This window comes from Ruegeria sp. BHSA118 (assembly GCF_059613405.1).
The window spans coordinates 20,911-45,496 of sequence record NZ_JBXWSM010000031.1 but is presented as its reverse complement, the minus strand read 5'-3'; the positions used below and the strand labels follow the sequence as shown (position 1 = coordinate 45,496).

The following is a 24,586-nucleotide window of genomic DNA, read 5'->3' as shown; positions in this document are numbered from 1 at the left end:
TCACGATTTGCTGATCGATCCGTCGGGTGTCGTGGCCGAGTTTCAGGCCCCGCGTCAGGATACGAAAAACACCCATGGAACAGGATGCACACTGTCGTCATCCATCACTGCCGGTTTGGCCAAGGGACTGGCCCTGAGGGACGCGGTTGCGCAGGCGCATGACTATCTGCAAGGGGCCATCGCGCGCGCGGACGAGTTGAATGTCGGCGCTGGACACGGGCCGGTGCATCATTTCCATCGGGTTTGGCCCTCGTGACGCTTTGGTCTGTCATAGGGGCAGGGGTTGCCGGTCTTGCCGTTGCCAGCGAACTGGTGTCGCGCGGTGCGAAAGTGCAGATATTCGACCCCGGCGGGCCACCGGGCCCGCATGGGTGTTCGTGGTGGGCCGGGGGAATGCTGGCACCGTGGTGCGAATATGAAAACGCGGAAGAACCGGTGCTGCGCCTGGGGCAGTCAGCGATTGAATGGTGGGCCCGACGCACCAAGGTGACCCGGCGGGGAACGCTTGTTGTCGCAAGCGCCCGTGATGTGCCCGACCTGCGCCGATTTGCGCGCCGAACAAAAGAGTTCACCAAGGTCGAACGGGCAGAAATATCCGAATTAGAGCCTGATCTGGCGGGGTTTGGCCAAGGCCTGTTCTTCGAACGCGAAGCCCATGTCGATCCGCGTCAGGCGCTGCAAGATCTGTATCGTCAACTGCAAAGCCAGGGCGTCGAGTTCCACCGGAAACTGGCACCCGCTCAGTTGGAGAATGCGATTGACTGCCGTGGTCTTCACGCCCGCGAATTCCTGCATGATCTGCGCGGCGTGAAGGGTGAGATGCTGGTCATACGATGCCCCGACGTGGAACTGACGCGCCCGGTTCGTTTGCTGCACCCGCGGATGCCGCTTTATATCGTTCCGCGCGGCGGCGGCGTCTATATGTTGGGTGCGACCATGATCGAATCCGAGGACAGCAGCCGCATTACCGCCCGTTCGATGCTGGAATTGCTCAGCGCGGCCTATGCCGTGAATCCGGCCTTTGGCGAGGCCGAAGTGTTGGAGATCGGCGTCGACCTGCGCCCCGCTTTCCCCGACAACTTGCCGCGTATCCGGCGTTTGGGCCGGACGATCTATGCCAATGGGCTTTATCGCCACGGATATCTGCTGGCACCGGCGCTGGCGCGGGGTGTTGCTGATCTGGCGCTGAACAACACACATTCGGAGATGGTTGATGAAGATCGTGCTTAATGGCGAGACGCGCGAGGTGCGCGCCGAAACCCTGTCGGAATTGTTGGACGAATGCGGTTTCTCGGGCCGTGTGGCCACCGCCGTGAACGAAGACTTCGTACCCTCAAGCCTGCGCGTTGCTCACAAGCTGGCCGAAGGTGACCGGGTCGAGGTCGTCGCACCGATGCAGGGGGGCTGAAGATGAAGACGTTTTACGGCACTGAACTGCCCAACCCGCTGATGCTGGGAACGGCGCAATATCCAAGCCCGGCCATTCTGGAACAGGCGTTTCGCGAAAGCGGTGCAGGCGTTGCCACTGTATCCTTGCGGCGCGAAGCGGGTGCGGGCCAGACCTTTTGGAACATGATCCGCGACCTGGGAGTTCTGATCCTGCCCAATACGGCCGGTTGCCATACGGTGAAAGAGGCCGTGACGACCGCCCATATGGCACGCGAAGTGTTCGAGACCCGATGGATCAAGCTGGAACTCATCGGACACACGGACAGTCTGCAACCGGATGTTTTCCAACTGGTCGAAGCCGCCCGCATTCTGACCGAGGACGGGTTTCAGGTGTTTCCCTACACCACCGATGACCTGATCGTGGGCGAACGCCTGTTGGAAGCGGGATGCGAGGTTCTGATGCCCTGGGGCGCACCAATCGGGTCAGGACGCGGGCTGAACAACGAATACGCCCTGCGTGCGATGCGGGCCGAATTTCCTGACATTCCCCTGGTGGTGGATGCCGGTATCGGCTTGCCCAGCCACGCGGCCCGCGCGATGGAGCTGGGCTTTGACGCGGTTCTGCTCAACACCGCCGTGGCCCGCGCCGGAGATCCGGTTCTGATGGCCAAGGCGATGGCGCAGGCAACCCTTGCCGGGCAATTGGCCCATCAGGCCGACCCGATCGAGCCGCGCGATATGGCTGAACCCTCTACCCCTGTTGTTGGAAAGGCCTTCCTGTCATGACGCTGGACCGTTTCTATCCGATCTTTGATCACTCGGACTGGCTGCGGCGGATGTTGCCGCTGGGTGTCAAGCTGGTGCAGTTGCGCATAAAGGATCAGCCAGACGATGCGGTGCGCGACCAGATAGCGACCTCACGCGAATTGTGCCGTGACCATGGGGCGGTTCTGGTGATCAACGATTATTGGCAACACGCGATTGATCTGGGCTGCGACTGGATTCATCTGGGGCAGGAAGATCTGGACGACGCCGACCTGAAAGCCATCCGAAAAGCGGGTCTGAAACTGGGCGTTTCCACCCATGACGATGATGAGCTAGAGCGTGTGCTGGCCATGGATCCCGATTACGTGGCATTGGGCCCGGTCTACCCCACCATTCTGAAAAAGATGAAATGGCATCAGCAGGGCCTGCCCCGCGTAACGGAATGGAAGGCGCGGGTCGGTGATATTCCCTTGGTTGGTATTGGCGGCATGAGTGTCGAGCGCGCGGCCGGTGTGCTGAAGGCCGGGGCGGACATTGTCTCGGCAGTCACGGATATCACCCTGAACCCCGACCCCGAAGCACGGGTGCGCGCGTGGATCGAGGTCACACGATGAGCCGATATGCCCGCCAGACGCTTTTGCCCGACGTTGGGGCACAGGGGCAGGCACGCCTGTCAGCAGCCCGTGTTCTGGTCGTCGGTGCGGGCGGTCTGGCTGCACCGGTTCTGCCGCTATTGACAGGGGCCGGGGTGGGGCGGATCATGGTCATGGACGGTGATACGGTCGATCTGTCGAACCTGCACCGTCAAACGTTTTTCTTCGAGGCCGATTGCGGGCACTCCAAGGCGGAAACCGCCGCCGCCCGTTGCCGCGCGCTGAATGGTGAAATTGAATTCATCGGTCTGAATCAGGCTCTGACCAGTGAAAATGCGCCCGGTTCGGTGTCGCAAGCCGATATCATTCTGGATTGCGCCGACAGCTACGCGGCCAGCTACATCCTGTCGGACACGTGTCTGGCGCAAGGCAAGCCTTTGATCAGCGCCTCGGTGCTGGGGCTTTCGGGTTATGTGGGCGGGTTCTGCGGTGGGGGCCCATCGCTGCGCGCTGTCTTCCCCGATGCACCCGACAGTGGTGCCACTTGTGCCACTGCGGGGGTTCTGGGCCCCGTGGTTGGCGTGATCGGGGCGATGCAGGCGCAGATGGCGCTCAGCTTGATCCTTGGACTTGATCCCTCGCCCCTTGGGCAGTTGGTTCAGTATGACGCAAGAACCCTGCGTAGCACCGGGTTTCGCTTTGATGACGCACCCGAACCCGACAACTGCCTTCGCTTTCTGTCCACAAGCCAGCTGAAGGACACGGATCAGATTATCGAGCTGCGCAGTTCGCAGGAAGCCCCTGTTCCCATCCATTCGAACGCGATGCGCATTTCACCGGATAAATTGCGCGAAATAGACCCTAACAAGGGAAAAAGGCTGGCTCTTTGCTGTGCCACCGGTTTGCGGGCATGGCGCGCCGCCGAGCAGATTCAAACAGATTGGCCGGGCGAGATTGTCCTCGTTGCGGCCTCAACCTCGTGAAGAAAAGGGAAACGCGAGACATGAAAAAGCTGATGACAGCCATCGCCCTTCTGGCCGCCGCACCAGCATGGGCCGAAGACAAAATGACCGTCCTGCTGGACTGGTTCATAAACCCTGACCATGGTCCCATCATTGTGGCGCAGGAAAACGGCTATTTTGCCGAACAAGGGCTCGAGGTCGAGATCGTCCCGCCCGCCGACCCGTCTGCCCCGCCCCGTTTGGTGGCTGCCGGCCAAGCCGATCTGGCGGTGTCTTACCAGCCGCAATTGCACTTGCAAATTCACGAGGGCCTGCCACTGAAGCGTGTCGGCACATTGGTTGCGACGCCACTGAACTGTCTTCTGGTGCTGGAAGACGGGCCAATCAAATCGCCTGCTGACCTCAAGGGTAAAAAAATCGGCTTCTCGGTCGCAGGGGTCGAAGAAGCCATCCTTGGCACCGTTCTGGGCAAATACGATGTTGCGCTGGGTGATGTCGAGCTGATCAATGTCAACTTTTCCCTCTCGCCGTCGCTGATGACGGGTCAGGTGGACGCGGTGATTGGCGCATATCGCAACTTCGAACTGAACCAAATGGATATCGAAGGCCGTCCCGGCACCTGCTTCTATATCGAGGAAGAGGGCGTTCCGTCTTATGATGAGCTGATCTATGTCGCCAACCCCGATAGGATGGACAAAGACAAGATCGCCCGTTTCCTCGCCGCGACTGAAAAAGCGACCCAATATATCGTCAACAACCCGGAAAAAAGCTGGGAAATCTTCGCGGCGACCTCGCCCGAGCTACAGGACGAGCTGAATGCCCGCGCCTGGGTCGATACACTGCCGCGCTTTGCGCTGCGTCCGGCAGGATTTGATGCCGGTCGTTATGCCCGGTTCGAAACCTTCCTGAACGAAAGCGGGATGATCGACAGCGTCCTTCCGGTCAGTGACATCACCACCGACGTGACCGCGCAATGAGCAACTACGGCAAAGCCTTTGCGCTGATGCGCGATGCTGCGACTGGGCCGTGGCGGGATTATACCCGCCACGCCTTCGTAGAGGGCATGAAAGACGGCACGCTGCCACGCGAGGCGTTTCTGCACTATCTGCGGCAGGATTATGTGTTTCTAATCCATTTCTCACGTGCCTGGGCGCTGGCCGTGGTGAAATCAGAAACGCATGAAGAAATGCTTGCCGCATCGCGAACCGTGAACGGTTTGGTCAGCGAAGAGATGAAACTGCATATCGGTATCTGCGCGGCAGAAGGTATCTCGCAGGCAGAGTTGTTTGCCACGCCGGAGCGTCACGAGAATCTGGCCTATACCCGGTTTGTCCTGGAAGCAGGCTACAGCGGAGATTTTCTGGACCTGCTGGCGGCGCTTGTTCCTTGCGTCATGGGGTATGGTGAGATCGGTACGCGCCTGTCCGCCGAGGCAACGTCCGAGACATATCGCGGCTGGATCGACACTTATGCCGGTGAAGATTACCAAGGCGCATGTGTGGCGGTTGGAGAGTTGCTGGATCAGGCTCTAACAAGACGTATTGGCGCTGATTTCCAGGGTTCGCCACGCTGGGATCGACTGTGCCAGACTTTCCGCAAGGCGACAGAGCTTGAAGTCGACTTCTGGCAGATGGGGTTGACGCCATGAACCCTGCGCCCGATCTGACCATCAACGGCACTGCCACGATCGACGGCGCGACCCTGTTTGCGCCGCTGTCCCTGACCCTTGGGGCCGGGGCGTGGACTTGCCTGCTGGGCGGTTCGGGCGTGGGAAAAACCACGGTTCTGAGGTTGATTGCAGGGCTCGAGACCGGGGCCGCCTTCGCCGGGCGGATCACGGCCAGTGATGGCCTGCCTGTGGCTGAGCGTGTCGCATACATGGCGCAGGATGATCTTCTTTTGCCTTGGGCAACCGTCGCGCAGAATGTCTCGCTGGGTGCGCGTCTGCGCGGGGAAACCGTTGATCTTGATCGACGGGACCGCCTGATCAAGCGTATGCGGTTGCAGGATCACATGAACAAGAAGCCCAACGCGTTGTCCGGCGGGCAACGTCAGCGTGTCGCTCTGGCCCGGACACTGATGGAAGATCGCCCCATTGTTTTGCTGGACGAGCCCTTTTCGGCCCTTGATGCCCGCACCCGCGCTGACATGCAGGATCTGGCCGCCGAAGCATTGCATGGCCGCACCGTCCTTCTTGTGACCCATGATCCCGCAGAGGCCGCGCGTCTGGCGCAATCCATCGTGGTGATGACGGAACACGGATTGACGCAGTGCGAACCGCCCCGAGCCCCGGCCCCGCGCCGCGTGGATGATTTGGAGACATTGGAAACCCAGGGTGCCTTGCTGCGTCTTCTCTGCGAGGGCGCGGCATGAAGTATTTTTCTGCATTGGCCGCAACTTTGTTTGCCTTGCTGATCTGGCAGGGCATCGTGACCCTGACCGGGTTGCCGAAGTTCATCCTGCCCGGACCCGCCGTCGTGGCCGAGACCTGGTGGCAGAACCGCTGGGTGATCGCCGAGCACACCTGGATCACCGCGATCGAAGTGGTGATCGGTCTGGCATGCGGAACGCTGCTGGGTGTTGTTACTGCGTTGCAACTGGCGAATTCGCGGGCGGCGCGGGTGCTGGTGCAGCCGATGCTGGTGTTCACGCAGGCTCTGCCGGTTTTCGCATTGGCGCCGTTGCTGACGCTGTGGCTGGGCTATGGGCTCTGGTCCAAGGTCGCCATGGCGGTGTTGATCATCTATTTCCCGATCACCTCATCCTTTTTTGACGGGCTTATGCGCACCCCTTCGGGGTATCTGGATCTGGCCCGAACGATGCAGGCCAGCAAGCGCGCCGTATTGTGGCATATCCGTATTCCGGCCGCTCTGCCGTCGCTGGCGTCGGGGATGCGGTTGGCTGCGGTCTATGCCCCGATCGGAGCGGTGATCGGTGAATGGGTCGGCTCGTCGCAGGGGCTGGGATACCTGATGCTGCTGGCCAATGGCCGTGCCAAGACCGATCTCATGTTTGCCGCGATGCTGACCCTGGGCGTGTTCTCGATCCTTCTGCACATGATTGTCCGCCGGGCCACGGCACGCATGGCGGGTGAGATGCGTTAACCAATCAGAAACCGATTCTGGGTCAGGGTGCGCTCATGACACAGGACGCCTTTGCCGAAGCCCCGATGTTGTTTGATACGGACGAAGCGCCGGCGCAGCCGCTGCCCTCTGGTCGGCTACCCTCCTACATAAAAGACCACCGCAAGCGGCTGCGCGAACGGTTCATGACCGGCGGGTCGGCGGCGATGCCGGATTACGAACTGCTTGAACTGGTCCTGTTCCGATCCATTCCCCGGCAGGATGTAAAGCCACTGGCGCGGGCGCTGATGGACACTTTTGGTGATTTCAATCGTGTCCTGACCGCGCCCGAGGAACGGCTGCGCCAGATCAAGGGCGTTGGCGATACCGTGGTTACCGACCTCAAAATTCTTGAGGCCTGCGCCCATCGGATGGCCCGCGCCCGGGTAATGCAGCGGCATGTGATCTCAGGCTGGGATGCACTGCTGGATTATTGTCACACCACCATGGCCCATCGTGAGATCGAACAGTTTCGCGTGTTCTATCTGGATCGCAAGAACGTAATGATCGCGGATGAGGAACAGGCCAAAGGCACCGTGGATCACGTACCGGTTTACCCGCGCGAGGTTGCCAAACGAGCGCTGGAACTGAATGCCTCGGCCCTGATTCTGGTGCACAACCACCCGTCGGGTGATCCGACGCCCTCGCAGTCGGATATCGACATGACGAACCGTATTCAGGATGCCTGTTCGGCCTTGGGCCTGACCCTGCACGACCACCTGATCATTGGAAAATCGACCGAGTTGAGCTTTCGGTCCGAAGGGTATCTGTGACCTTCACTGCACCCAGATTTCAACCCGGCGGTTGACCTTGCGGCCCCATTCGGTGTCGTCACAGGCCATCGGCATTGCTTCGCCAAACCCTTCCGCGACCACCTCGATACTGTCTGATATCGGTGTTTCGGCCGCGGCCAGAACCGCGTTTCGTACCGTCTGTGCACGTCGCAGGGCAATGCGGGCGTTGGCGGCGGCCCCACCATCCCCGTCGCTGAAACCGGCAAACACCAGCTTGCGCGCCTTCAATGTGCCGGCGTCAAGCATATGTGCCAGTTGCTGAATATTGGAACGTGACTGCGCATCCGGACGGGATGATCCGGGCTCGAACCGAACCGACAGGGACAGGCGCGACAGCGGGCGCAGGGTTTCGATCATGCGCCGCAGCTCGTCCAGCCCAACTTCGGGCCCGCCGGTGGCGATGGCATTGGCAAGCCGGTCGCCCTGTACGCCAACCGGCAAGGTTTCGGGCGATTGATCCACATAACCTGCGTCACGAATGGTCATCTGGGCCTCGGCGCTTAGACTAAAGGCCAGAAATTGCCGTGCGATCCGTGGCAGGCGGCGTTCGGGCAGATACAGAAACATCGGCAGGTTCAGCGGATAATCTTCGGTCTTGATCGATTGACGGGTGGCGGCCAGCGGATGCCCACACCCTCCGGTCAACGGCAGGGCTCGGGCATTGTCGGCTGTCGCCTTGCTCGCGATTCCGATGGAAAACGGGTCCTTGGTCACGGCCTTGACCAGATCGCTCGTTCGAATATGACGGATTGCGGTATCGGTCAGTTCCACACCAGCGGTCTTCAATACCTGATCCTCGACAGCCTGTGCCAGCCCCGAACCCGGATCCGGCACATGCAAGGCGATCGGAGCATCCGGCCCGCCCAGGTCCACCCAGTTCTTCATTTCACCTGACAGAATGCGCGCCAAATCGGCCAGCGAGATCTGACGCATCACACTATCGGGCGCCACCACCGGAACCATGGCGTCCAATGCAACAACCCTGGATCGTCGGGGCCGTGTCAAATCACCCAGCCCTGCGGTTTCGGCTGTATCCCGCTCTGCCTCGCGTACTTCGCGCAGGGCCATCACGATATCTGTCTGATCCTGGATCAGCTTGGCGAATCCACGATCCGTGGTCCCGACGTCAAAGTAGAACCGCGCCAACGGCGCGTCACGACCTGACTGAAAAAGCTCGTAGACGAAGGTGTCCGAATCCACGCGGGCAGGTGTTGCGGTCAGGCCTTCCTGCCGCGCAAACCCGATGATCAGGGCGGGCAGGACCGTTTCGGCCATGACGGACGATCCGGAAAACCGCAACTCGGCTACGAAATCCGTCAGGCTGGGGCACGCAGGTCCGTCGCAGGTGACGCCCGAGCCATCAACGGTCAACTCTCCGAACTGCGTATCAACGCGGTAGAACTCGCCGTCAAAGCCCAGCAGATTGCCTGTTACTTCGACCTTGCCGTCATGAGACGTCAGCGTGATGTCCTGCGCCATTGCACAGGTCGCACCTGCAACGGAAAACAGCGCGGTCACAGCCGCACGAAAGAAAGTCATAAGAGAGTCGAGCCTGCCTGCGGATTACTTTGCCGCAATTGTCAGGTCTGAGAGCAGATTATTCAACACCAGAAACTCACCGGCCTGTGAACAATCCGGCAGGGTCAGGGACATGTCGCGCGACCGCAGGCGGCTATCTGACAGAAGTTCCAGGGCCTGCACATTCAGTGTTTGCCCACAGTTGGATTCGGTCACTTCGGCTTCGACCGTCAGGTCGATGGTGCCGGACCGATCCGACGCGCCTGTCGGAAAGGAATATACTTCGATATTCCTGGCACGACCCAGACCCGTCTGGCCCAGGCGCAGAACCTCTCCTGCGCCATTTGCCGAGGAATCATCCCACACATGGCCGCTGCTGCCATAGCTTGCCCCGAATTCCAGCGCGTGAATCTGCAACTCGGTATCACCCTGCCATTGCAGGACGACGCGGTCATAGTCGGCAATGTCGGTCACGTGAGTGGTGGCGACCGTACCCGTTTCATCTTCGAATGAAATCAGGAAAATCGCGTATTCCGACAGTGCCGGGATGGTCATGCCCAAGGCACCGGAATCGTCGGTGTTCTGGCTGACCGTCAGGCCGCTGTGATGAATTTCAACACGTTCGTTTCGGTGGCAGGGTGCCCTGAGCGACAGCTGTGCCATGGCGCCGGGGACGGCGACGGCGCGCGCGCTAATGTTGCAATCCGTCGTTTTCGGGGCTGACGGCACTGCGCGGGGTTCGGGCGCTGCCGCCCCGGATTCTGCGTCAGGCGCCGGAGCTGAAGTCAGTACGATAGCATCCAACCCCGACAGAACCGAGGATTGCTGAGATGCCGAGGCAACATCAACACTATCCCCCGCGTTCGCAGGCTGCGCAATTGGTCCGTTCTGCATCAGGTAGCCTATGCCCAAAGCACAAGCGACCGTGCCGCACGTGGTCACGTAGTTTCGAACTACAAACAAAACACCCTCCCCAGTTGAAGGAGCAAATCGCACATTCGCCACGAATCGCGGCCAATTTGTGGCCGCGAGACGAACACATTGTGGATTCGACGGGTGACGTTAGGTCAGTCGACCATGGCAGTGTTTGAACTTCTTGCCCGAGCCACACGGGCACGGATCATTTCGCGACGGGTTGCCCCAGGTCGACGGATCACTCTCGTCAAACCCCGGCAGCGCATCACCTGACGCCGCAGCCTCGGCCTTGGCCTCGGCCTGGCTCGCGGCCTTGTCCACGGCCTGCTGTGCCTGAGCCTGCTGCCCTGCCATCTGCGCCAGCATTTCCTTCTGTTCTTCTTCGGTCAGCGGACGTACGCGTGACAATTGCTGTGTCACGGTCTCGCGCAGGGAATCCAGCATACTTTCGAACAGCTGGAAGCTTTCGTTCTTGTATTCGTTCAGTGGATCGCGCTGGGCATAGCCGCGGAACCCCACGACCGAGCGCAGATGTTCCAGCGTCAGCAGATGCTCGCGCCATTTGCTGTCGATGGTCTGAAGCAGAACCTGTTTTTCGATGTTGCGCATGTTTTCGGGACCAAAGGCAACCGCCTTCTGGGCCATCATCTCATCCGCGGCCTTGATCAGACGTTCGCGCACCTGCTCGTCATCCACGCCTTCTTCGGCAGCCCAGTCCTGAACCGGGGCATCGATGGTCAGCTTGTCCTTGATCGCCTCATGCAGGCCGTCGGTATCCCACTGTTCCGCATAGGATTTCGGTGGCATGTATTCGTCAATCAGATCGTCGATCACCTGCTCGCGCATATCCGAGACGATCTCGGACAGGTCATTGGCCGACATGATTTCGCGGCGCTGGCTAAAGATCACCTTGCGCTGGTCGTTCATCACGTCGTCGAATTTCAGAACGTTCTTGCGCATGTCAAAGTTGCGGCCCTCGACCTTGGACTGCGCGCGTTCCAGCGACTTGTTCACCCAGGGGTGAATGATCGCCTCGCCTTCTTTCATGCCCAGCGTGGTCAGCACCTTGTCCAGCCGTTCCGAGCCAAAGATACGCATCAGGTCGTCTTCAAGACTCAGGTAGAACACGGTACGACCCGGGTCGCCCTGACGGCCCGAACGGCCGCGCAGCTGGTTGTCGATGCGGCGGCTTTCGTGGCGTTCGGACGCCATGACGTAAAGGCCACCAGCAGCCAGAACCTTTTCTTTTTCTTCGGCGTGGCGTGCTTCTTCGGCGGCCCGCAGCTCGGACGGATCCGCGTCTGGATTTTCGGCAATCGCTTGCAGCACCTTCATCTCGACATTGCCGCCAAGCTGAATGTCGGTGCCGCGACCGGCCATGTTGGTGGCGATGGTTACCGCGCCCAGACGGCCGGCATCGGCAACGATCTGTGCCTCTTGTTCATGCTGGCGGGCGTTCAGAACGTTGTGCTTGATGCCTTCCTTGGTCAGCATCTGGCTCAGCAGTTCCGATTTCTCGATCGACGTGGTCCCCAGCAGAACCGGCTGGCCCTTTTCCTGGGCTTTCTTGGTCTCTTCGATCATCGCGCCATATTTTTCCATGGCGGTGCGATAGACCTGATCATCCTCGTCCACACGGGCAATCGGCTTGTTGGTCGGAACCTCGACGACGCCCAGGCCGTAAATCTCGGCAAATTCCTCGGCTTCGGTCAGGGCGGTCCCGGTCATGCCGCCCAGCTTGTCGTAAAGGCGGAAATAGTTCTGGAAGGTCACACTGGCCAGCGTCACGTTCTCAGGCTGAATCTGCACGTTTTCCTTGGCTTCGATGGCCTGATGCAGGCCCTCGGACAGGCGGCGGCCCAGCATCATGCGGCCCGTGAATTCGTCGATCAGAACAACATTGCCGTCGCGCACGATGTAATCCTTGTCGCGCTGGAACAGCTTGTGCGCGCGCAGACCCTGATTCACGTGATGCACCACGGTGGTGCTTTCCGGGTCGTACAGCGAATGGCCTTCGGGAATCAGGCCGGCGGCCAACAGTTGCTGCTCCAGAAACTCGTTGCCCTCATCCGTGAAGGTCACGTTGCGGGCCTTTTCGTCCAGCGCGTAGTGTTCGTCGGTCAGGCTCGGGATCAGCGCATCGATGGCGGTATACAGGTCCGAGCGGTCTTGTGCCGGGCCCGAGATGATCAGCGGCGTCCGCGCTTCATCGATCAGGATCGAATCGACCTCGTCCACAATCGCGAAATTGTGGTGCTTCTGGTAAACCTGCTCCAGATCCGCCTTCATGTTGTCGCGCAGATAGTCAAATCCCAGCTCGTTGTTGGTGGCATAGGTGATGTCGCAGGAATAGGCGGCCAGTTTTTCCGCGTCAGGCTGACCCGACCAGATCACGCCGGTTGTCATCCCCACGGCGGCAAACACCTTGCCCATCCATTCCGCGTCGCGCTTGGCCAGGTATTCGTTCACCGTGACCACATGCACGCCCTTGCCGGTCAGCGCGTTCAGATACGCCGGGAAGGTGGCGACCAGAGTCTTGCCTTCGCCCGTCTTCATTTCCGAGATGTTGCCCTGATGCAGGAAAATGCCGCCCATCAGCTGCACGTCAAAGGCCCGCAGCCCCAGCGCGCGGCGGGCGCCTTCGCGCACGTTGGCAAAGGCTTCGGGCAGCAGATCGTCAAGGCTTTCACCATCCAGCGCGCGTTTGCGCAGGTCTTCGGTCTTGTTGATCAGACCTTGATCGGACAGCTTCTCGAACTCGGGTTCCAGCGCATTGATCTTCTCGACCAGAGGGCGGGTCGCCTTGATCTTGCGGTCGTTCGGTGTTCCGAACACCTTTTTGGCGAGCGTTCCGAGTCCCAGCATGTTCACTCCAGCGGATCTGTTCTTTTCGTGGTTGCGACAGGCTTGCCCACCTTGCGCGCAACCCATAGATACGGGGGGTGAAAGGCGGCCCTGTCCAAGGCTTCAAAGCGATGTAAGCGGCAGGTTCCAGAGTGTCAACGCCGCGCCCTGTCGCGGCAAGAAAATAGGATGATTCAATGCCCAAAGGCCTCACTTTTCTGCCATCGCTGGCTCTGACCGCCATGATGGCCCTGCCTCTGGCCGCCGAAACCCAGCCGGATGCATCCACCGTGGTCGCTCGGGTAAACGGGGATGAGATCACATTGGGTCACGTGATCGCAACCGTTGCCGCCCTGCCGCCGCAATACCAGCAGGCCGAAGATGACGTATTGTTCGACTTCGTACTGGAACAGCTGATCCAGCAGCAACTGCTGGGGCAACAGCAGGACGGGCTGAACAAACTGAACACGCTGCGGCTGAAAAATGAAGAACGCTCTCTTCTGGCGGTTCAGACCGTCACAGCCCTGACCGATACCGTTGTCACGGACGAGGCCATTCAGGCAGCCTACGACGCGCAGTACAACGATTTCGCGGGTGAAGACGAATTCGATGCCAGCCACATTCTGGTCGAGACCGAAGAACAGGCCAACGACCTCAAGGCGCAGCTTGATGACGGCGCCGATTTCGCCGAGCTCGCGCGCGAGCATTCCACCGGCCCGTCCGGCCCCAATGGCGGTGCTCTGGGCTGGTTCGGCAAGGGCCAGATGGTACCGGAATTCGAAACAGCCGTGGTCGCGCTTGAAAAAGGGCAGGTGTCCGATCCGGTTCAGACGCAGTTTGGCTGGCATCTGGTCAAGCTGAACGACAAGCGCAAAACCGAAGCACCCGCGCTGGACGCCGTGCGCGAAGAGCTTGCACAGACCGTTCAGCAGAACGCCATTCAGGCGCGCATCGATGAACTGACACAGCAGGCGCAGATCGACCGCCCCGCTCTGGAAGGTGCCGGACCCGAAGTCCTGCGCCAGCTGGACCTGATTCAGGAGTAATCCCCGTGGCCAAGATCACCAAGGTTTCGCCGCTGGCGCCAGCGTCCTTCCCTGATTTGCCTGCAATTGACGGTGTGCGGTTCGCCACCGTCGCGGCGGGCGTTCGATATCAGGGCCGCACCGATGTCATGCTGGCCGTGCTGGACCCGGGCACATCTGTGGCCGGGGTCTTTACCCGTTCAGCCACGCGCGCCGCCCCGGTTCTGGATTGTCAGGACAAGATCGGCGGGCCCAGCGATGGCCCGGCGGCGATCCTGGTGAACTCGGGCAATGCCAATGCCTTTACCGGGCATTATGGTCAGACGTCGGTGGCCGAGGTGACGCAGGCCATCTCGAAGGCGACAGGTGTTCCGGTCGAGCGGGTCTTTACATCCTCAACCGGTGTCATCGGTGAGCCGCTGGCGCATGACCGCATCATTGCCAAGCTTGAAACGCTGAAGGCGGATCTCAGCCGTCATGCCATCGAAGACGCCGCACGCGCGATCATGACCACGGACACCTTCCCGAAAGGGGCAGCGGCGCAGGTCAAAATTGATGGCAAAACAGTCTCTATTGCGGGGATTGCCAAGGGGTCCGGCATGATTGCGCCAGATATGGCGACCATGCTGGTCTATATCTTCACCGACGCGCAGGTCGAACAATCGGCGTTGCAGGCGATGCTGGGCGCGCAGACAGACCGGACGTTCAACTGCATCACTGTGGACAGCGATACATCCACCTCGGACAGCCTGCTGCTGTGCGCCACCGGCGCTTCGGGTGTGGACGCCACCGGCAACGCGGCCTTCGCCGAGGCGCTGGAGGCTGTGATGCTGGATCTGGCCCAACAAGTGGTGCGCGATGGCGAAGGTGCCACGAAATTCGTCGAAATCCGCGTGACAGGGGCCGCAACAGACGCTGACGCCAAGACCCATGGTCTGGCCATCGCCAACTCTCCGCTGGTGAAAACCGCCATTGCCGGTGAGGATCCGAACTGGGGCCGCATCGTCATGGCCATCGGCAAGTCGGGCGCGGCCGCCGATCGCGACAAGCTCAGCATTTCCTTCGGAGATATCCTTGTGGCCGAAAAAGGCTGGGTCAGCCCCGGCTACAGCGAAGACGCAGCCGCCGCCTATATGAAAGGTCAGGACCTCGTGATTGCGGTCGATCTGGGGCTGGGTGAGGGGAAATCCACCGTCTGGACCTGCGATCTGACCCACGGTTATATCGAGATCAACGCGGATTATCGCTCGTGAAAACCGTGTTGGTCTCTGCTGTCGCCCTGATCGACATCGAGGGCCGCGTGCTGCTGGCCCAGCGCCCCGAAGGCAAATCCATGGCCGGTCTGTGGGAATTCCCCGGCGGCAAGATCGAGCCCGGCGAAACCCCCGAGGCCGCCCTGATCCGCGAATTGCACGAGGAACTGGGCATCGACACCTGGGCCTCGTGCCTTGCCCCGCTGACCTTTGCCAGCCACAGCTATGATGATTTCCACCTTCTGATGCCTCTGTTTGCTTGTCGGAAGTGGGAGGGGATACCGCAGTCCAAGGAAGGTCAAGCGCTGAAATGGGTGCGCGCGAATGACCTGCGGAACTATCCGATGCCAGCGGCGGATGTGCCGCTGATTCCGATTTTGCGGGATTGGTTGTAACAATTCGTAAGAATTGAGAAAACATCACGAAAAAGTTGACGCTGATCGTTCTCCTTGTCCTTAATCGGGGCAGCAGCGTTCCGGTCTGACCCGGCGACGCCGTTCCGGCCCAACCCGGGGCCGGATGGGGAGGAGAGATAGAATTGGCTCAGACGCAGTCGGGCGCCGAGGGGATGCACTCCCTTCCGGCGCTGCTACATCGCAATGCGACGCAGTTCGGGGATGCCCCGGCTTACCGCGAAAAGGAATTCGGGATCTGGCAGTGCTGGACCTGGGCGGAAACGGCCGCCGAGATCCGCGCGCTGGCGCTGGGATTTCTGGAACTTGGCGTTGAAAAGGGTGACCACATCGCCGTAATCGGGCGCAACCGCCCGGCACATTACTGGTCAATGGTTGCGGCGCAGATGGTCGGTGCCATTCCGGTCCCTCTCTATCAAGACGCGGTTGCCGAAGAGATGGCCTATGTGCTGGAGCATTGCGGGGCGAAATATGTCGTCTGCGGCGATCAGGAGCAGGTCGACAAGGTCATTGAGATTCAGGAAAACCTGCATCAGGTCAAACACATCCTCTATACCGACAAGCGCGGCATGCGGAAATACGACCACAGCCAGATGAATGCGCTTGACGACATCAAGGCCGAGGGCAGCGCCGGTCATGCGCGGTTCGACGCCGAATTGGACAAGCGCATCGGCGAGATCACCTATAACGACACCTGCGTCATGCTTTACACCTCGGGCACCACGGGCAAGCCCAAGGGCGTGGTGCTGTCGAACCGCAACGTGATCGAAAGCGCGAAGAACTCCGCGGAGTTCGACCACCTGACCCGCAACGAAGACATCCTGTCCTATCTGCCGATGGCGTGGGTGGGCGATTTCATCTTCTCCATCGGTCAGGCGTACTGGTGTGGTTTCTGTGTGAACTGCCCCGAAAGCGCCGACACGATGATGACCGACCTGCGCGAGATCGGGCCGACCTATTTCTTCGCCCCGCCGCGCGTGTTTGAAAGCCAGCTGACCAATGTGATGATCCGAATGGAGGATGCGAGCAAGCTGAAGCAGCGCATGTTCCACCACTTCATGGCGCACGCCAAAAAGGTAGGCGGCCTCCTTTTGGATGGTAAGCCTGTCGGTTTCGGCGACCGGATGAAATACGCGCTGGGCAATATGCTGGTGTACGGACCGCTGAAAGATACACTCGGCTATGGCCGGTTTCGCGTGGGCTATACGGCGGGTGAAGCGATCGGGCCGGAAATATTTGATTTCTATCGATCTTTAGGCATCAACCTGAAACAGCTTTACGGCCAGACCGAAGCAACCGTGTTCATCACCGTACAGCCGGATGGCGAGGTTCGGGCCGATACGGTTGGCGTGCCCGCGCCGGATGTTGAGCTCAGGATCGACGACAAGGGCGAGATCCACTACCGCTCGCCTGGCGTGTTTGTCGAATATTACAACAACCCGGCTTCCACGGCATCGACCAAAGATGCCGAAGGCTGGGTGGCAACGGGTGATGCCGGATTTATCGAGGAAAGCAGCGGCCATCTGCGGATCATCGACCGCGCCAAGGACGTGGGCAAAATGGCCGACGGGTCCATGTTCGCGCCGAAATATGTCGAGAACAAGCTGAAATTCTACCCCGATATTCTCGAGGTCGTTCTGTTTGGAAACGGCAAGGATCGCTGCGTGGCCTTCATCAATATCGATCTGACGGCGGTCGGGAACTGGGCGGAACGTAACAACGTCGCCTATGCGTCTTATCAGGAACTTGCGGGCCATCCACGTGTGTTAGAGACGATCAAGACCCATGTGGAAGAGGTGAACAAGTCGGTTGCGGCGGATGAAATGCTGTCGGGCTGTCAGGTGCACCGCTTTGTGGTTTTGCACAAGGAACTGGATGCCGATGATGGCGAGATGACCCGGACCCGCAAGGTGCGGCGCGGGTTTGTCGAAGAGAAGTTCCACGACATCATTGCGGCGCTTTATGACGGGTCCGAAAGCGTGTCGACCAAGACCGAAGTGACCTATGAAGATGGGCGCAAGGGAGCGATCAGCGCGACACTGAAAATCGTGGACGCGCCGGTTGTACCGGTTGCGCAGCACAAGGTGGCAGCGGAATGAGGGCCGCCATAGCACCGCGCGACCTGCGGTCATCGCCCCGCCCGCCGTCCCGTTTTCGCGCAAGTCAGGGAGTGACCGATGCTGGATAATTCCGAAGGATATGTCACCGAAGACGGTCGCAAGATCGGCGGTGTGGTGATGGAAATGAAGAACATCACCCTGCGCTTTGGCGGTGTGGTGGCGATCAAGGATATCTCGTTCGATATCCGCGAGGGCGAGATCCGCGCCATCATCGGGCCGAACGGCGCCGGGAAATCCTCGATGCTGAACGTGATCTCGGGCTTCTATGTTCCGCAGGAAGGCGAGGTCTGGTTCCATGGGTCCAGGCGACCGCCGATGCGGCCATTTGAAGTCGCCCAGCAGGGAATCGCGCGGACGTTCCAGAACATTGCCCTGTTCGAGGGTATGAGCGTTCTGGACAACGTGATGACGGGTCGTCTGAACTTCATGAAGACCAACATCCTCCAGCAGGCGATCTGGCGCGGCAAGGCCGAAGCGGAAGAGGTGCAAAACCGCGAGGCGGTCGAGAAGATCATCGACTTCCTTGAAATCCAGCACATCCGCAAAACGCCTGTGTCGCGCTTGCCCTACGGGTTGAAGAAGCGCGTCGAACTGGCTCGGGCTCTGGCGGCGGAACCCAAACTATTGCTTCTGGACGAACCCATGGCGGGCATGAACGTCGAAGAGAAAGAGGACATGAGCCGCTTTATCCTCGACGTGAATGACGAATTCGGCACGACTATCGCTCTGATCGAGCACGATATGGGCGTTGTGATGGATCTGAGCGACCGGGTGGTCGTGATGGATTACGGCAAGAAGATCGGCGACGGCACACCCGATGAGGTGCGCAACAATCAGGAAGTCATCGACGCCTATCTGGGGGTTAGCCATGACTAGGCTCTGGGCAGAATTGGGGAGGGGCTGGCATGCCTGAACAACTTATCTTCGCGATGGAGGTCATCCTCAACGGTCTGATGGCCGGGGTGCTTTATGCGCTGGTCGCGCTGGGCTTTGTGCTGATCTACAAGGCGTCCGGTATTTTCAACTATGCGCAAGGGGTTATGGCCCTGTTTGCGGCCATGACGCTGGTGGGTATCATGAACGGGCAGGTGCCGTTCGCCCATCTGATCAATGCGACGTTCGGCACCCATATCCACTATTTCGGGTGGAATGTTCCGGCATTGCTGGCGATCATTCTGACGATGGGTGTGATGGTGTTGCTGGCCTGGTGTGTGCAGCGGTTCGTCATGCGCCATCTGGTGGGGCAGGAACCGATCATTCTGTTTATGGCGACCATTGGTCTGGCGTACTTCCTTGAAGGCGTGGCCGACCTGATGTGGGGGTCCGAGATCAAGACGCTGGATGTGGGCCTGCCGCAGGGCATCAATCTGTGGATTGACGAAACCACCTTCAACATCTTCGACTACGGGTTCTTCATCGACAATCTGGACATCGTGGCGACGATCATTGCGGCGCTGTTGGTGGCGGCTTTGGTGGCGTTCAGCCAGTACACCAAGCAGGGCCGGGCGATGCGCGCGGTGGCCGATGACCATCAGGCGGCGCTGTCGGTTGGGATTTCGCTGAACTTCATCTGGGTCATGGTCTGGTCGGTGGCCGGGTTCGTGGCGCTGGTCGCGGGGATCATGTGGGGTACCAAATCGGGCGTGCAGTTCTCGCTGTCGCTGATCGCACTCAAGGCGCTGCCGGTGTTGATGCTGGGCGGGTTCACCTCGATCCCCGGTGCCATTGTCGGCGGTCTGATCATCGGAGTGGGCGAGAAGCTGTTCGAATTCTCGATTGGCCCGATGGTCGGCGGCGCGACCGAGAACTGGTTCGCCTATGTGCTGGCGCTGATCTTTCTGGTGTTTAGACCGCAGGGTCTGTTCGGCGAGAAGATCATCGAGAGGGTGTAACGCATGACCAAGCTGATCGCCATCATCAACGTGATCGCATGGGCGGGGTTCTGGGCCTTTGGATATATCGCGCTGACCTCGAATGATCTGACCGACAGCCAGCTGACGATTGCCGCGATCCTGGCCTTTGCCGGGCTGATCATGGGCGTTCTGGCCTACCTGAAACTGGTGCGCGCCTCTGAGGCGAGCGGATATGCCAAAGGGTCCAGCCAGCTGGACGCCGCGACCCGGAACCGGGCGCAGGAAGAATGGGGAAAGTAACAGATGTTCTATCGTGAGGCCGGAGATTTCAAAACCTCCTACGTGGATGACAGCCAGACTTTCCCGATCAAGTTCGATCGGTATCGGTACTATGCGGTGCTGGCGGTGGCGTTCGGGATCATTCCGTTCATCATCAACGACTATTGGGCAAACGCCCTGCTGCTGCCCTTTCTGATCTACGCGATCGCGGCCATTGGGCTGAACATTCTTGTGGGGTATTGCGGGCAGGTCAGCCTGGGTACCGGGGGTTTCATGGCCGTTGGGGCCTATGCCTGTTACAAGCTGATGACCGCCTTTCCAGACGTGTCGATGTTCATCCACGTGATCCTGGCCGGTGGGATAACGGCCGTCGTGGGCGTGCTGTTTGGCTTGCCGTCCTTGCGGATCAAAGGGTTCTATCTGGCGGTGGCGACGCTGGCGGCGCAATTCTTTCTGGTCTGGCTGTTCAACCGGGTGCCGTGGTTCTACAACTACTCGGCTTCGGGGCAGATCAACGCGCCGGAACGGGATGTGTTCGGGATCATCATCACCGGTCCGAATGCATCGGCCTGGGCGACCTATCTGTTCTGTCTGATATTCCTGACCGTTTGCGCCCTCGTTGCGCGCAACCTGACACGCGGTACGACGGGGCGGACATGGATGGCGATCCGCGACATGGACATCGCCGCCGAGATCATCGGGGTGAACCCGCTCAAGGCGAAACTGACCGCCTTTGCCGTAAGCTCGTTCTTCGTGGGCATCGCGGGCGCGCTGTTTTTCGCGGTCTATCTGGGCGCGGTCGAGGTCGGCGAGGTGTTCGGCATCCAGAAGTCGTTCCTGGTTCTGTTCATGGTCATTATCGGCGGATTAGGGTCTATTTTCGGATCCTTTGCCGGGGCCGCTTTCCTGGTGTTGCTGCCGGTGGTCCTGAAACTTGTCGGCGTTGATTTGCTGGGCTGGCCGACTGACATCGTCGCGCACCTTAACCTGGTGATCGTGGGTGCGCTGATCATCATGTTCCTGATCCTCGAACCACACGGGCTGGCACAGCTGTGGCGCGTGGCGAAAGAGAAACTCAGACTCTGGCCGTTCCCGCACTAAGGGGCAGGCCCAAGGAAAAGACGGGTGCGAAGCCCGAAACTCAACATCGGATCAATCAAGGGAGGACACACCCGATGAACAAGAAACTGGCAACCCTGGCGCTGGGCGCCGTGATGGCCGCAGGTCCGGTCATGGCCGACCTGGTGTTCCCATCGCTTAGCTACCGGACTGGCCCATACGCAGCGGGCGGCATTCCGTTCGCGGATGGCTATGCGGACTATTTCACCCTGCTGAACGAACGCGATGGCGGTATCGGTGGCGTTCCGGCCAATGTTATCGAATGCGAAACCGGGTATAACACCGAAAAAGGTGTGGAATGCTATGAATCCACCAAGGGTGAAGGCGCACTGGTCTATCAACCTCTGTCGACCGGCATCACCTATCAGCTGATCCCGAAAGTAACGGCAGACGGTATCCCGCTTCACACGATGGGCTATGGGCGGACCTCGGCTGCCAACGGCAAGGTGTTCAGCCATGTGTTCAACTATCCGGCCAACTATTGGAACGGTGCATCCGGCGCGATCAACTATTTGCTGGATGAAAATGGCGGAGATCTGAGCGGCAAGAAGATTGCGCTGGTCTATCACAACTCTGCCTACGGCAAAGAGCCGATCCGCACGCTTGAAACCCTGGCCGAAAAGCATGGCTATGAACTGACCCTGCTGCCCGTTGACCATCCCGGTCAGGAGCAAAAGTCGCAGTGGTTGCAGATCCGCCGTGAAAAGCCTGACTATGTCATCATGTGGGGCTGGGGCGTCATGAACCAGGTTGCGGTTCAGGAAGCCGCTAACATCCGCTTCCCGATGGAAAACTTCATCGGCGTCTGGTGGTCGGGCGCGGAATTCGACGTTGAGCCGGCAGGTGAAAAAGCCAATGGCTATAAAGCGTTGACCTTCACCGGCCTGGGTATGGACTATCCGGTCTATGATGATCTGAAGAAATACGTTGTGGATGCGGGCAAAGCCGCCGGCGCAGGTGATCAGCTGGGAACGGTTCAGTACAACCGCGGTCTCTATGCCGCGATGCTGGCGGCCGAAGCCGTGAAGACCGCGCAGGAGATGCACGGGACCGCCGACATCGACGCATCGATGATGCGTGACGGAATGGAAGCGCTGGAGATCACCAATGCCAAGATGGAAGGTCTGGGCATGGCAGGTTTTGGACCCGAATTCTCGGTAAGCTGTGAAAACCATGGCGGTCCCGGCCTTGTGGGCGTCGTTCAGTGGGATGCGGCAGCAGGAACCTGGAACCCGGTTCAGGATTTCAAACCGACCGATGTCGAGGTGATCAATGCGCTGATCGAAGAAGACTCGGGCGCATATGCGGCTGAAAACAACATCTCTCCGCTTTGTGAATAATAAACTGATCGCCCCGGACATTCCGGGGCGGTGCAGACAACCGGAGCGGCGGTTTGCCGCCGCTCCTCACGAACAGTCCCGAAGGGGACAGGCATGAGGACACGCGCTGATGCTTGATGCGGCACAAACCACTGACGTGCAGGCGGAAACCCTGCTTGAAGTCAACAATATCGAGGTGATCTACAACCACGTGATCCTCGTGCTGAAGGGCGTAAGCCTGACTGTGCCCAAGGGCGGTATCACGGCCTTGCTGGGGGGCAATGGCGCGGGCAAGACGACCACGCTCAAGGCGGTGTCGAACCTGCTGCATTCAGAACGCGGCGAGGTCACGAAAGGCACGATCAAATATCGTGGCCAGAACGTACATGAAAGCGACCCCGCCGTATTGGTGGAAAAAGGCGTGATTCAGGTGATGGAAGGCCGTCATTGTTTCGAACACCTGACGGTTGAAGAAAACCTGCTGACGGGCGCGTATACCCGCAAGGACGGCAGCGCAGCGATCCAGCAGGATCTGGAACTGGTCTACAATTATTTCCCCCGCCTGAAAGAGCGCCGCCGCTCGCAGGCAGGCTATACCTCGGGTGGTGAACAGCAGATGGTTGCCATGGGCCGGGCTTTGATGTCGCGGCCTGAGACGATCCTGCTGGACGAACCTTCGATGGGACTGGCGCCGCAGTTGGTCGAAGAGATTTTCGGCATCGTGAAGGATCTCAACGAAAAAGAGGGCGTATCGTTCCTGTTGGCCGAGCAGAACACAAATGTCGCCCTTCGGTTTGCGCATTACGGGTATATTCTGGAATCCGGGCGCGTTGTGATGGATGGCCCGGCCGCCGAACTGCGCGAGAACCCGGATGTCAAGGAATTCTACCTTGGCATGTCGGATGAAGGCCGCAAAAGCTTTCGCGATGTGCGGTCCTATCGTCGCCGCAAGAGGTGGCTGTGAGCGGATGGAGGGTATGGCGATGATGTATTTCGACGCACTCGAAACACGCTCGGCGGACGAGCGCGCTTCGGATCAGGCCGCAGCGCTGGTAGAGCAGATCAAACGTGCTGCATCGGCCCCCGGGTTTGCTGCACATTTTTCTGAATCAGACACTAACAAGGTGGTTTCGGTAGATGATTTGCCGATGTTGCCGGTGTTGCGCAAATCGGACCTGATCCGCGCGCAGGCGGAGCGCCCCCCTTTTGGTGGGTTCACCGTGAAGCCCGCGCGCCACTTTCATCACGTGTTCCAGTCCCCCGGACCGATCTATGAACCGGGCAGCACCGACCGCGATTGGTGGCGTATGGGCCGGTTCCTGCATGCCGCTGGTGTAGCAGCTGGCGATATTGTTCAGAACTGCTTTGGCTATCACTTGACACCGGCTGGCATGATCTTTGAAAACGGCGCCCGCGCTGTTGGTGCTGCCGTTCTGCCGGCGGGAACCGGGCAGACCGAATTGCAGGTGACAGCCGCGCGTGACGTTGGCTGCACCGCCTATGCAGGCACGCCTGATTATCTGAAAGTCATCCTAGACAAGGCCGACGAGATGGGCGTTTCGCTGAATTTCTCCAAGGCCGCCGTTGGTGGTGGCGCGCTGTTCCCGTCTCTGCGTCAGGAATATGCGGATCGCGGTATATCGTGCCTGCAATGTTATGCGACGGCGGATCTGGGTAACATCGCCTATGAAAGCGCCGCGATGGAAGGGATGATCATCGACGAACATGTGATCGTCGAAATCGTGACGCCCGGAACCGGAACACCGGTAGAGCCGGGCGAGGTGGGCGAGGTTGTCGTAACCTCTCTCAACCCGGATTACCCGCTGATCCGCTTTGCGACCGGGGATCTTTCTGCCGTCATGCCGGGTGTCTCGCCCTGTGGCCGGACCAACACCCGGATCAAAGGCTGGATGGGTCGCGCCGATCAGACCACCAAGATCAAGGGTATGTTTGTACGCCCGGAACAGGTTGCGGCCCTGGTCGACAAGCATGAGGAAATCGTCAAAGCCCGCGTCATCGCAGCCCGCCAGGGCGAGATGGACACGATGACGGTCCGGATCGAAAGCCCGCGCGGTGACGACCCGGCATATGCCAAGTCAGTGGCCGAAGTGTTGAAACTGAAAGGTGCGATCGAGGTCGTGGCCCCCGGATCCCTTCCCAAGGACGGGGTGGTGATCGAGGATCAGCGCGTCTACGAATAGCGGTGTTTTTCAGGTCTGCGGCAGTTTGTGCCGCAGATTTGTTGACCGATGCACTGGTGTTTCCGAGCTTTTTGGTCGATTAAAGGCGGACCCTTCGCCTTT

Annotated in this window: 25 protein-coding genes; 22 read left to right on the top strand and 3 right to left on the bottom strand. The window is 59.8% G+C overall.

Going from position 1 to position 24,586, the window contains the following annotated elements:
* The 11 genes from AC2FNN_RS11395 to radC all read left to right on the top strand — a co-directional run.
* A partial coding sequence (locus AC2FNN_RS11395) for a bifunctional hydroxymethylpyrimidine kinase/phosphomethylpyrimidine kinase (protein ID WP_496758657.1) occupies positions 1 to 256 on the top strand: 256 nt, incomplete at its 5' end.
* Positions 253 to 1,230, top strand: a complete 978-nt coding sequence (gene thiO, locus AC2FNN_RS11390; RefSeq protein ID WP_496758655.1) for a glycine oxidase ThiO — start codon at positions 253 to 255, stop codon at positions 1,228 to 1,230. The genes AC2FNN_RS11395 and thiO, both read left to right, overlap by 4 nt.
* Positions 1,214 to 1,408, top strand: a complete 195-nt coding sequence (gene thiS, locus AC2FNN_RS11385) for a sulfur carrier protein ThiS (RefSeq protein WP_152459571.1) — start codon at positions 1,214 to 1,216, stop codon at positions 1,406 to 1,408. Before thiO ends, thiS begins: the two co-directional genes overlap by 17 nt.
* Before the next feature lie 2 nt (positions 1,409 to 1,410).
* Positions 1,411 to 2,175, top strand: a complete 765-nt coding sequence (locus AC2FNN_RS11380) for a thiazole synthase (RefSeq protein WP_496758652.1) — start codon at positions 1,411 to 1,413, stop codon at positions 2,173 to 2,175.
* Complete coding sequence (locus tag AC2FNN_RS11375; RefSeq protein ID WP_496758651.1) at positions 2,172 to 2,768, top strand: thiamine phosphate synthase; 597 nt, start codon at positions 2,172 to 2,174, stop codon at positions 2,766 to 2,768. Before AC2FNN_RS11380 ends, AC2FNN_RS11375 begins: the two co-directional genes overlap by 4 nt.
* Positions 2,765 to 3,730 carry a HesA/MoeB/ThiF family protein gene (locus AC2FNN_RS11370; RefSeq protein WP_496758649.1) on the top strand — a complete coding sequence of 322 codons (966 nt, stop codon included), beginning with the start codon at positions 2,765 to 2,767 and terminating at the stop codon, positions 3,728 to 3,730. The genes AC2FNN_RS11375 and AC2FNN_RS11370 overlap by 4 nt, the downstream gene beginning before the upstream one ends.
* A 20-nt stretch (positions 3,731 to 3,750) precedes the next feature.
* The gene (locus AC2FNN_RS11365) at positions 3,751 to 4,686 is read left to right on the top strand and encodes an ABC transporter substrate-binding protein (RefSeq protein WP_496758648.1); all 936 of its coding nucleotides are present in this window, start codon (positions 3,751 to 3,753) and stop codon (positions 4,684 to 4,686) included.
* Positions 4,683 to 5,357 (top strand): thiaminase II, encoded by a 675-nt coding sequence (tenA, locus tag AC2FNN_RS11360; protein ID WP_496758647.1) that lies wholly within the window; start codon positions 4,683 to 4,685, stop codon positions 5,355 to 5,357. Before AC2FNN_RS11365 ends, tenA begins: the two co-directional genes overlap by 4 nt.
* Positions 5,354 to 6,082, top strand: a complete 729-nt coding sequence (locus AC2FNN_RS11355; RefSeq protein ID WP_496758645.1) for an ABC transporter ATP-binding protein — start codon at positions 5,354 to 5,356, stop codon at positions 6,080 to 6,082. Before tenA ends, AC2FNN_RS11355 begins: the two co-directional genes overlap by 4 nt.
* Complete coding sequence (locus AC2FNN_RS11350; RefSeq protein WP_496758644.1) at positions 6,079 to 6,813, top strand: ABC transporter permease; 735 nt, start codon at positions 6,079 to 6,081, stop codon at positions 6,811 to 6,813. Before AC2FNN_RS11355 ends, AC2FNN_RS11350 begins: the two co-directional genes overlap by 4 nt.
* A gap of 35 nt (positions 6,814 to 6,848) precedes the next feature.
* Complete coding sequence (radC, locus tag AC2FNN_RS11345; protein WP_152459563.1) at positions 6,849 to 7,604, top strand: RadC family protein; 756 nt, start codon at positions 6,849 to 6,851, stop codon at positions 7,602 to 7,604.
* A 3-nt stretch (positions 7,605 to 7,607) separates the two neighbouring features.
* Here radC and AC2FNN_RS11340 read toward each other — a convergent pair whose 3' ends face one another.
* The 3 genes from AC2FNN_RS11340 to secA all read right to left on the bottom strand — a co-directional run bounded on the left by AC2FNN_RS11340 (position 7,608) and on the right by secA (position 12,923).
* Positions 7,608 to 9,164, bottom strand: a complete 1,557-nt coding sequence (locus AC2FNN_RS11340) for a phosphate ABC transporter substrate-binding/OmpA family protein (RefSeq protein ID WP_496758642.1) — start codon at positions 9,162 to 9,164, stop codon at positions 7,608 to 7,610.
* A 24-nt stretch (positions 9,165 to 9,188) separates the two neighbouring features.
* On the bottom strand, positions 9,189 to 10,106 hold the full coding sequence (locus AC2FNN_RS11335) for a hypothetical protein (protein ID WP_496758641.1): 918 nt from the start codon (positions 10,104 to 10,106) through the stop codon (positions 9,189 to 9,191).
* Positions 10,107 to 10,205: 99 nt separating this feature from the next.
* Positions 10,206 to 12,923, bottom strand: coding sequence for a preprotein translocase subunit SecA (gene secA / locus AC2FNN_RS11330; RefSeq protein WP_496758640.1), 2,718 nt, complete (start codon positions 12,921 to 12,923; stop codon positions 10,206 to 10,208).
* Positions 12,924 to 13,099: 176 nt separating this feature from the next.
* On the opposite strand from secA, the gene AC2FNN_RS11325 reads away from it, so the two are divergent.
* The 11 genes from AC2FNN_RS11325 to AC2FNN_RS11275 all read left to right on the top strand — a co-directional run bounded on the left by AC2FNN_RS11325 (position 13,100) and on the right by AC2FNN_RS11275 (position 24,484).
* The gene (locus AC2FNN_RS11325; RefSeq protein ID WP_496758638.1) at positions 13,100 to 13,948 is read left to right on the top strand and encodes a peptidylprolyl isomerase; all 849 of its coding nucleotides are present in this window, start codon (positions 13,100 to 13,102) and stop codon (positions 13,946 to 13,948) included.
* Between the two features lie 5 nt (positions 13,949 to 13,953).
* A complete protein-coding gene (gene argJ, locus AC2FNN_RS11320) occupies positions 13,954 to 15,180 on the top strand; it encodes a bifunctional glutamate N-acetyltransferase/amino-acid acetyltransferase ArgJ (protein ID WP_496758637.1) in 1,227 nt (408 codons plus the stop codon).
* Positions 15,177 to 15,575: an 8-oxo-dGTP diphosphatase MutT gene (gene mutT, locus AC2FNN_RS11315; RefSeq protein WP_170334201.1), complete on the top strand. Its 399-nt coding sequence runs from the start codon at positions 15,177 to 15,179 to the stop codon at positions 15,573 to 15,575. The genes argJ and mutT overlap by 4 nt, the downstream gene beginning before the upstream one ends.
* Positions 15,576 to 15,748: 173 nt before the next feature.
* Positions 15,749 to 17,692 (top strand): AMP-binding protein, encoded by a 1,944-nt coding sequence (locus AC2FNN_RS11310; protein ID WP_496758661.1) that lies wholly within the window; start codon positions 15,749 to 15,751, stop codon positions 17,690 to 17,692.
* Between the two features lie 78 nt (positions 17,693 to 17,770).
* Entirely contained in the window at positions 17,771 to 18,589 is an 819-nt protein-coding gene (locus tag AC2FNN_RS11305; protein WP_171116793.1) for an ABC transporter ATP-binding protein, read from the top strand.
* A 29-nt stretch (positions 18,590 to 18,618) separates the two neighbouring features.
* Positions 18,619 to 19,605 carry a branched-chain amino acid ABC transporter permease gene (locus tag AC2FNN_RS11300; protein ID WP_496758635.1) on the top strand — a complete coding sequence of 329 codons (987 nt, stop codon included), beginning with the start codon at positions 18,619 to 18,621 and terminating at the stop codon, positions 19,603 to 19,605.
* Positions 19,606 to 19,608: 3 nt separating this feature from the next.
* On the top strand, positions 19,609 to 19,866 hold the full coding sequence (locus tag AC2FNN_RS11295) for a hypothetical protein (RefSeq protein WP_209506939.1): 258 nt from the start codon (positions 19,609 to 19,611) through the stop codon (positions 19,864 to 19,866).
* A 3-nt stretch (positions 19,867 to 19,869) separates the two neighbouring features.
* Positions 19,870 to 20,946: a branched-chain amino acid ABC transporter permease gene (locus AC2FNN_RS11290; RefSeq protein WP_496758634.1), complete on the top strand. Its 1,077-nt coding sequence runs from the start codon at positions 19,870 to 19,872 to the stop codon at positions 20,944 to 20,946.
* A gap of 74 nt (positions 20,947 to 21,020) precedes the next feature.
* Positions 21,021 to 22,304, top strand: coding sequence for an ABC transporter substrate-binding protein (locus tag AC2FNN_RS11285; protein WP_496758632.1), 1,284 nt, complete (start codon positions 21,021 to 21,023; stop codon positions 22,302 to 22,304).
* A 109-nt stretch (positions 22,305 to 22,413) separates the two neighbouring features.
* The gene (locus tag AC2FNN_RS11280; protein WP_152459549.1) at positions 22,414 to 23,247 is read left to right on the top strand and encodes an ABC transporter ATP-binding protein; all 834 of its coding nucleotides are present in this window, start codon (positions 22,414 to 22,416) and stop codon (positions 23,245 to 23,247) included.
* Between the two features lie 19 nt (positions 23,248 to 23,266).
* A complete protein-coding gene (locus AC2FNN_RS11275) occupies positions 23,267 to 24,484 on the top strand; it encodes a phenylacetate--CoA ligase family protein (protein ID WP_496758659.1) in 1,218 nt (405 codons plus the stop codon).
* The last annotated feature ends 102 nt before the right edge of the window (positions 24,485 to 24,586 follow it).

Bases quoted from the DNA above. Each gene is read 5' to 3' on its own strand.
- AC2FNN_RS11370 (WP_496758649.1), top strand. From the start codon at position 2,765: ATGAGCCGATATGCCCGCCAGACGCTTTTGCCCGACGTTGGGGCACAG.
- AC2FNN_RS11325 (WP_496758638.1), top strand. From the start codon at position 13,100: ATGCCCAAAGGCCTCACTTTTCTGCCATCGCTGGCTCTGACCGCCATG.
- AC2FNN_RS11290 (WP_496758634.1), top strand. From the start codon at position 19,870: ATGTTCTATCGTGAGGCCGGAGATTTCAAAACCTCCTACGTGGATGAC.
- AC2FNN_RS11310 (WP_496758661.1), top strand. From the start codon at position 15,749: ATGCACTCCCTTCCGGCGCTGCTACATCGCAATGCGACGCAGTTCGGG.
- AC2FNN_RS11285 (WP_496758632.1), top strand. From the start codon at position 21,021: ATGAACAAGAAACTGGCAACCCTGGCGCTGGGCGCCGTGATGGCCGCA.
- thiS (WP_152459571.1), top strand. From the start codon at position 1,214: ATGAAGATCGTGCTTAATGGCGAGACGCGCGAGGTGCGCGCCGAAACC.
- AC2FNN_RS11375 (WP_496758651.1), top strand. From the start codon at position 2,172: ATGACGCTGGACCGTTTCTATCCGATCTTTGATCACTCGGACTGGCTG.
- AC2FNN_RS11350 (WP_496758644.1), top strand. From the start codon at position 6,079: ATGAAGTATTTTTCTGCATTGGCCGCAACTTTGTTTGCCTTGCTGATC.
- AC2FNN_RS11280 (WP_152459549.1), top strand. From the start codon at position 22,414: ATGCTTGATGCGGCACAAACCACTGACGTGCAGGCGGAAACCCTGCTT.
- AC2FNN_RS11300 (WP_496758635.1), top strand. From the start codon at position 18,619: ATGCCTGAACAACTTATCTTCGCGATGGAGGTCATCCTCAACGGTCTG.
- AC2FNN_RS11380 (WP_496758652.1), top strand. From the start codon at position 1,411: ATGAAGACGTTTTACGGCACTGAACTGCCCAACCCGCTGATGCTGGGA.
- AC2FNN_RS11355 (WP_496758645.1), top strand. From the start codon at position 5,354: ATGAACCCTGCGCCCGATCTGACCATCAACGGCACTGCCACGATCGAC.
- AC2FNN_RS11275 (WP_496758659.1), top strand. From the start codon at position 23,267: ATGATGTATTTCGACGCACTCGAAACACGCTCGGCGGACGAGCGCGCT.
- AC2FNN_RS11295 (WP_209506939.1), top strand. From the start codon at position 19,609: ATGACCAAGCTGATCGCCATCATCAACGTGATCGCATGGGCGGGGTTC.
- AC2FNN_RS11340 (WP_496758642.1), bottom strand. From the start codon at position 9,164: ATGACTTTCTTTCGTGCGGCTGTGACCGCGCTGTTTTCCGTTGCAGGT.
- AC2FNN_RS11365 (WP_496758648.1), top strand. From the start codon at position 3,751: ATGAAAAAGCTGATGACAGCCATCGCCCTTCTGGCCGCCGCACCAGCA.
- AC2FNN_RS11305 (WP_171116793.1), top strand. From the start codon at position 17,771: ATGCTGGATAATTCCGAAGGATATGTCACCGAAGACGGTCGCAAGATC.
- secA (WP_496758640.1), bottom strand. From the start codon at position 12,923: ATGCTGGGACTCGGAACGCTCGCCAAAAAGGTGTTCGGAACACCGAAC.
- tenA (WP_496758647.1), top strand. From the start codon at position 4,683: ATGAGCAACTACGGCAAAGCCTTTGCGCTGATGCGCGATGCTGCGACT.
- radC (WP_152459563.1), top strand. From the start codon at position 6,849: ATGACACAGGACGCCTTTGCCGAAGCCCCGATGTTGTTTGATACGGAC.